Source organism: Streptomyces sp., assembly GCF_050698815.1.
GTDB lineage: Bacteria > Actinomycetota > Actinomycetes > Streptomycetales > Streptomycetaceae > Streptomyces.
In genome coordinates this window covers 1-5679 of the sequence record NZ_JBOHCV010000242.1, presented here as the reverse complement: position 1 = coordinate 5679, position 5679 = coordinate 1, and the positions used below count along the sequence as shown (strand labels likewise).

The 5679-nt window shown below is 69.4% G+C and carries 6 protein-coding genes; all 6 read left to right on the top strand.

Annotated features, from left to right (window positions below; genetic code table 11):
* Positions 1-110 precede the first annotated feature (110 nt).
* Positions 111-872 (top strand): DeoR/GlpR family DNA-binding transcription regulator, encoded by a 762-nt coding sequence (locus ACRDP3_RS08910; RefSeq protein ID WP_431516316.1) that lies wholly within the window; start codon positions 111-113, stop codon positions 870-872.
* An 81-nt stretch (positions 873-953) separates the two neighbouring features.
* Entirely contained in the window at positions 954-2330 is a 1377-nt protein-coding gene (locus ACRDP3_RS08905; protein ID WP_431516315.1) for an ABC transporter substrate-binding protein, read from the top strand.
* Positions 2327-3289 carry a carbohydrate ABC transporter permease gene (locus ACRDP3_RS08900; protein WP_431516314.1) on the top strand — a complete coding sequence of 321 codons (963 nt, stop codon included), beginning with the start codon at positions 2327-2329 and terminating at the stop codon, positions 3287-3289. Before ACRDP3_RS08905 ends, ACRDP3_RS08900 begins: the two co-directional genes overlap by 4 nt.
* Positions 3286-4149 carry a carbohydrate ABC transporter permease gene (locus ACRDP3_RS08895; RefSeq protein ID WP_431516313.1) on the top strand — a complete coding sequence of 288 codons (864 nt, stop codon included), beginning with the start codon at positions 3286-3288 and terminating at the stop codon, positions 4147-4149. The genes ACRDP3_RS08900 and ACRDP3_RS08895 overlap by 4 nt, the downstream gene beginning before the upstream one ends.
* On the top strand, positions 4146-5135 hold the full coding sequence (locus ACRDP3_RS08890) for a zinc-dependent alcohol dehydrogenase family protein (protein ID WP_431516312.1): 990 nt from the start codon (positions 4146-4148) through the stop codon (positions 5133-5135). Before ACRDP3_RS08895 ends, ACRDP3_RS08890 begins: the two co-directional genes overlap by 4 nt.
* A gap of 58 nt (positions 5136-5193) precedes the next feature.
* The coding region (locus ACRDP3_RS08885) for an NADP-dependent oxidoreductase (protein ID WP_431516311.1) at positions 5194-5679 on the top strand (486 nt) is incomplete at its 3' end.

Sequence of the window (5679 nt, the reverse complement as noted above, 5' to 3'; positions counted from 1 at the left end):
AGCCTGGTCCCCGTCCTCGGGGAGCTGTAGAAATCTCCACACAGGCCCGAACGGGCACTTCGGTGACCGATCGGAGCCGTGACCGAACGGAGAGAGGGGAGCACGTACCCATGAGCGCGGAGGAGCGGCAGCGTGAGATCGTCGGTGCGGCCCGGCGCACCGGCTCCGTCGACGTCGCCGAACTCGCCGTCGAGCTGGGCGTCGCGAAGGAGACGGTCCGCCGTGACCTGCGCGTACTGGAATCGCACGGGCTGCTGAGGCGTACGCACGGTGGCGCCTACCCCGTGGAGAGCGCGGGTTTCGAGACGACGCTCGCCTTCCGCACCACCATGCACGTCCCCGAGAAACGCCGGATCGCCGCCGCCGCGGTCGAGCACCTCGGCGAGGCCGAGACGGTCTTCATCGACGAGGGCTTCACCCCCCAGCTCATCGCCGAAGCGCTGCCCCGCGACCGTCCGCTGACCGTCGTCACCGCCTCGCTGGCCGCCGCGGGCGCCCTGGCCACGGCCGAGGAGATCACGGTGCTGCTGCTCGGCGGCCGGGTACGCGGCGGCACCCTGGCCACCGTCGACCACTGGACGACCAAGATGCTCGCCGGATTCGTCATCGACCTGGCCTTCATGGGCGCCAACGGCATCTCCCGCGAGCACGGCCTGACCACGCCGGACCCGGCCGTGAGCGAGGTCAAGGCGCAGGCGATCCGGGCGTCGCGGCGACGGATCTTCACGGGCATGCACACGAAGTTCGGTGCCGTGAGCTTCTGCCGGTTCGGGGAGGTCGGGGACTTCGAGGCGATCATCACCTCCACCGGCGTGCCCGCCGCCGAGGCCCACCGCTACTCGCTCCGCGGACCCCAGGTCATCCGCGTCTGACCGCGCCCCGTACCCCGCCCCGCCCCCTTCACCCGCACCCGCGCCGCCCCCGCCCAGCCCCCTCATGACCAGGAGACCTCCATGCGCACTCACCCCATGCGCGCTCACCGCCGCCACCGGGCGCGCGCTGTCATCGGGGTCGTCACAGCCAACGTGCTGCTGGCCGCCTGCGCCGGAGCCGGCAGTCTCGGCACCGGCGGCGACACGATCAACGTCCTGATGGTGAACAACCCGCAGATGGTCGAGTTGCAGAAGCTCACCGCCAAGCACTTCACGAAGAAGACCGGCATCAAGGTCAACTTCACGACGCTGCCGGAGAACGACGTCCGCGACAAGATCAGCCAGGACTTCGCCAACCAGGCCGGTCAGTACGACGTCGCCACCATCAGCAACTACGAGGCGCCGATCTACGCCAAGAACGAATGGCTGCGCCCCCTGGACCCGTACCTCAAGAAGGACGCGGACTTCGACCAGAAGGACATCCTCCCGCCGCTGCGCGAGTCGCTCACCGGCGAGGACGGCAAGACCTACGGCCAGCCCTTCTACGGCGAGTCGTCCTTCCTCATGTACCGCAAGGACGTCTTCGCGAAGAAGGGACTGAAGATGCCCGCCAAGCCGACCTGGCAGCAGGTCGCGAAGCTCGCCGCCGAGGCGGACGGCGCGCAGCGGGGCATGAGCGGCATCTGCCTGCGCGGGCTGCCCGGCTGGGGCGAGCTGATCGCACCGCTGACCACGGTGGTCAACACCTTCGGCGGCACCTGGTTCGACAAGGACTACAACGCCAGGCTCACCGACCCCGCCTTCGTCAAGGCCACCAAGTTCTACGTCGACCTGGTGCGCGAGCACGGCGAGTCCGGCGCCACCCAGTCCGGATTCGCCGAGTGCCTGAACAACATGACGCAGGGCAAGTCAGCCATGTGGTACGACGCCACCTCGGGCGCCGGGCCCCTCGAAGCCGCCAAGTCCCCAGTCAAGGGAAAGATCGGTTACGCCCCCGCACCCACCGTCAGGACCAAGTCCTCAGGCTGGCTCTACACCTGGGCCTGGGGTCTGCAGAAGGCGTCCCCCAACCCGGACAAGGCGTACAAGTTCATCTCCTGGGCCTCCAGCAAGGAGTACGAGCGGCTGGTCGGCAAGGAGTTCGGCTGGGCCAACGTGCCGGCGGGCAAGCGCGCCTCCACCTATGAGATACCCGAGTACGAGAAGACCGCGGGAGCCTTCGGCGACGTCACCCGCAAGGCCATCACCGAGACGGACCCGCGCGACCCCGGCGTGCAGCAACGCCCGACCATCGGCATCCAGTTCGTGGACATCCCCGAGTTCGCCGACCTGGGCACCAAGGTCTCCCAGGAGCTCAGCGCGGCCATCGCCGGACGGCAGTCCGTCGAGACGGCCCTGAAGAAGTCACAGCAGCTGGCCGAGAAGGTCTCCGAGGAGTACGAGGGGCGAGGACGATGACCACCGCGACGACGGCCACCCCGCCCGGCACCCCCGCGCCGGACACCGAACGCCCCGCGCCGCGCACCGCACCACCCGCCCGGCTGCGCGCCTGGGTGACCCGCGCACCGCTGCTGCCCGCCCTGGTCTTCCTCATCGTCGTCACCCAACTGCCCATGGTGGCCACGCTGGTGATCTCGGTCTTCGACTGGAACGCGCTCTATCCGGAGGCCCGCGCCTTCAACGGTCTCGCCAACTACGGCGAGGTGCTCGGCGATCCCGCCCTGCGCAAGTCCGTGCTCACCACGATCCTGCTCACCGTCACCGTGGTCCTGGTCAGCCTGGTGCTGGGGCTGCTGCTCGCCCTGCTGCTCGACCGCCGCTTCAAGGGCCGCGGCCTGGTCCGTACGATGCTCATCGCGCCCTTCCTGCTGGTGCCGGTCGCCGCGGCGCTGCTGTGGAAGCACGTGCTCTACAACCCGGAATACGGACTCTTCAACGGCGTGCTGCACTGGATTCTCGGCGACGGTGCCACCCAGCCGGACTGGGTCGCCAAGATGCCGCTGGGCGCCGTCGAGGCCTCGCTGGTGTGGCAGTGGACGCCGTTCATGATGCTGATCCTGCTGGCCGGACTGCAGAGCCGTCCCGCCGACATCATCGAGGCCGCCCGGATCGACGGGGCCGGCGCCTGGCAGATCTTCCGCTTCCTCACGCTGCCCCATCTGCGCCGCTACCTGGAGCTGGGCGCCCTGCTCGGCACCGTCTACATCGTGCAGAACTTCGACGCCGTCTTCACGATCACCTCGGGCGGACTCGGCACCGCCAACCTGCCCTACACCGTCTACCAGACCTTCTACCAGGGCCACGAGTACGGAGTGGCCTCGGCGGCGGGCGTGCTGGTCGTGATCGGTTCCCTCGTCATCGCCACCTTCGCGCTGCGGGTGGTCTCGTCCCTCTTCCGCGAGGAGGCCCGTTCATGAGCGCCGTCGCAAGCACCCCTACCCCCGCACCGAAGAGCGTCCGCAGGAGGAACGCCGGGCTGGGCGTGGCCGCCTGGCTCGCCGGCATCCTGTTCGTGCTGCCCGTGCTGTGGATGGCACTGACCTCGCTGCACTCGGAGTCCGACGCGGCCACCAACCCGCCCTCCCTCGCCGCGCCCCTCACCCTCGACGGCTACCGCGAGTTCTTCGGTGCCGGGGGAGGGCCCAGTCCCTGGTACTCGCTGGCCAACTCGCTGACGGCGTCGGTGGTTTCCACCCTGCTGGTGCTGCTGCTGGCCCTGCCGGCCGCGTACGCGCTGTCCATCCGGCCGGTACGCAAGTGGACTGACGTGCTGTTCTTCTTCCTCTCCACGAAGATGCTGCCCGTCGTCGCCGGCCTGCTGCCGATCTACCTCTTCGCCAGGAACACCGGGATGCTGGACAACATCTGGCTGCTCGTCATCCTCTACACCTCGATGAACCTGCCGATCGCGGTATGGATGATGCAGTCCTTCCTCGCGGAGGTACCGGTCGCGCTGATCGAGGCGGCCCAGATCGACGGCGCCCGGCTGCCCGTCATCCTCACCCGGGTCGTCGCCCCGATCGCCATGCCGGGCATCGCCGCCACCTCGCTGATCTGCTTCATCTTCAGCTGGAACGAGCTGCTCTTCGCCCGGGTCCTGACGGGCGTCGTCGCCCAGACCGCACCCGTCTTCCTGACCGGATTCATCACCAGCCAGGGCCTGTTCCTGGCGAAGGTGTGCGCCGCGTCGCTCGTCATCTCCCTGCCAGTACTCGCGGCAGGGTTCGCCGCCCAGGACAAGCTGGTCCAGGGCCTGTCTCTAGGAGCCGTGAAATGAAGGCAGCGCTCGTCGAGTCGCCCGGCAAGGTCGCGCTCACCACCGTGCCCGACCCCACGCCAGGCCCCCGCGAGGTGGTCGTCGACGTGGCCGCGTGCGGACTGTGCGGCACCGATCTGCACATCCTGCAGGGCGAGTTCGCGCCGTCGCTGCCGCTGGTGCCCGGCCACGAGTTCGCCGGTGAGATCGTCGGAGTGGGCAGTGAGGTCACCGAGGTGGCACTGGGCGACCGGGTCGCCGTCGACCCGTCGCTGTACTGCTACGAGTGCCGCTACTGCCGCACCGGGCACAACAACCTCTGCGAGCGGTGGGCCGCCATCGGCGTCACCACGGCGGGCGGAGCCGCCGAGTTCGCCGTCGCGCCCGTCGCCAACTGCGTCAAGCTGCCCGAGCACATACGCACCCAGGACGCCGCCCTCATCGAACCGCTGTCCTGCGCCGTACGCGGCTACGACGTGCTCAAGAGCCAGCTCGGCTCCCACGTACTGATCTACGGCTCGGGCACGATGGGCCTGATGATGCTGGAGCTGGCCAAGCGGACCGGTGCGGCAAGCGTCGACATGCTCGACCTCAACGAGGAGCGGCTGGCCACGGCCCGCCGGCTCGGCTGCTCCTCGTCGGCGGCCGGCGCGGACGAACTGGACCGGCCGCAGGGCTGGGACCTGGTCATCGACGCCACCGGCAACGCGGCGGCGATCCAGGACGGCCTCGGCCGGGTCGCCAAGGCGGGCACCTTCCTCCAGTTCGGCGTCTCCGACTACGCGACGACGGCCACCATCGAGCCGTACAAGATCTACAACCAGGAGATCACCATCACCGGCTCCATGGCCGTGCTGCACAGCTACGAGCGGGCTGCCGAGCTCTTCGCGGGCGGTGTGCTCGACCCGGACGTCTTCATCTCCGACCGGCTGCCGCTGGAGAGCTACCCGGCGGCGCTGGACCGGTTCGCGGCGGGCAAGGGACGGAAGATCATCGTCGTGCCCTGACGCGCGGCAGGGCGGCGCTTGGCGGAATGATCGTGTCCGGTGTGCTGTTGTGCTGGGTATGAAGGCCATCACTTTGCAGCAATACGACGGGCCGGACGCGCTCGAGGTCACAGAGCAGCCCGAACCGAAGGTCGGCCCGGATCAGGTCCTGGTCAGGGTGAGGGCCGCGGGCGTCAACCCGGTCGACTGGAAGGTCGCGGCGGGCTACCTCGACCAGATCCAGGAGGTGAGCTTCCCGCTCGTCCCGGGCTGGGACGTGTCCGGTGTCGTGGAGCGAACCGGCGCGGACGCCGGGGAGTTCGCCGTCGGCGACGAGGTCATGGGCTACGTGCGCAAGGACGAGGTCCGGCACGGCACGTACGCCGAACTGGTCGCCGCCCCGGTCCGTACCCTCGCCCGGAAGCCCGCCTCACTCGACTGGCAGCAGGCGGCCGGGCTGCCGCTCGCCGGACTCACCGCGTACCAGTCGCTGCAGCGGCTCGGCGTCGGCGCGGGCGACACCGTGCTCATCCACGCCGCTTCCGGCGGAGTCGGCTCGCTGGGC

What these genes read in the sequence shown, in the direction of transcription:
- ACRDP3_RS08910 (WP_431516316.1), top strand. Translation starts at nt 111, where the DNA reads ATGAGCGCGGAGGAGCGGCAGCGTGAGATCGTCGGTGCGGCCCGGCGC.
- ACRDP3_RS08905 (WP_431516315.1), top strand. Translation starts at nt 954, where the DNA reads ATGCGCACTCACCCCATGCGCGCTCACCGCCGCCACCGGGCGCGCGCT.
- ACRDP3_RS08900 (WP_431516314.1), top strand. Translation starts at nt 2,327, where the DNA reads ATGACCACCGCGACGACGGCCACCCCGCCCGGCACCCCCGCGCCGGAC.
- ACRDP3_RS08895 (WP_431516313.1), top strand. Translation starts at nt 3,286, where the DNA reads ATGAGCGCCGTCGCAAGCACCCCTACCCCCGCACCGAAGAGCGTCCGC.
- ACRDP3_RS08890 (WP_431516312.1), top strand. Translation starts at nt 4,146, where the DNA reads ATGAAGGCAGCGCTCGTCGAGTCGCCCGGCAAGGTCGCGCTCACCACC.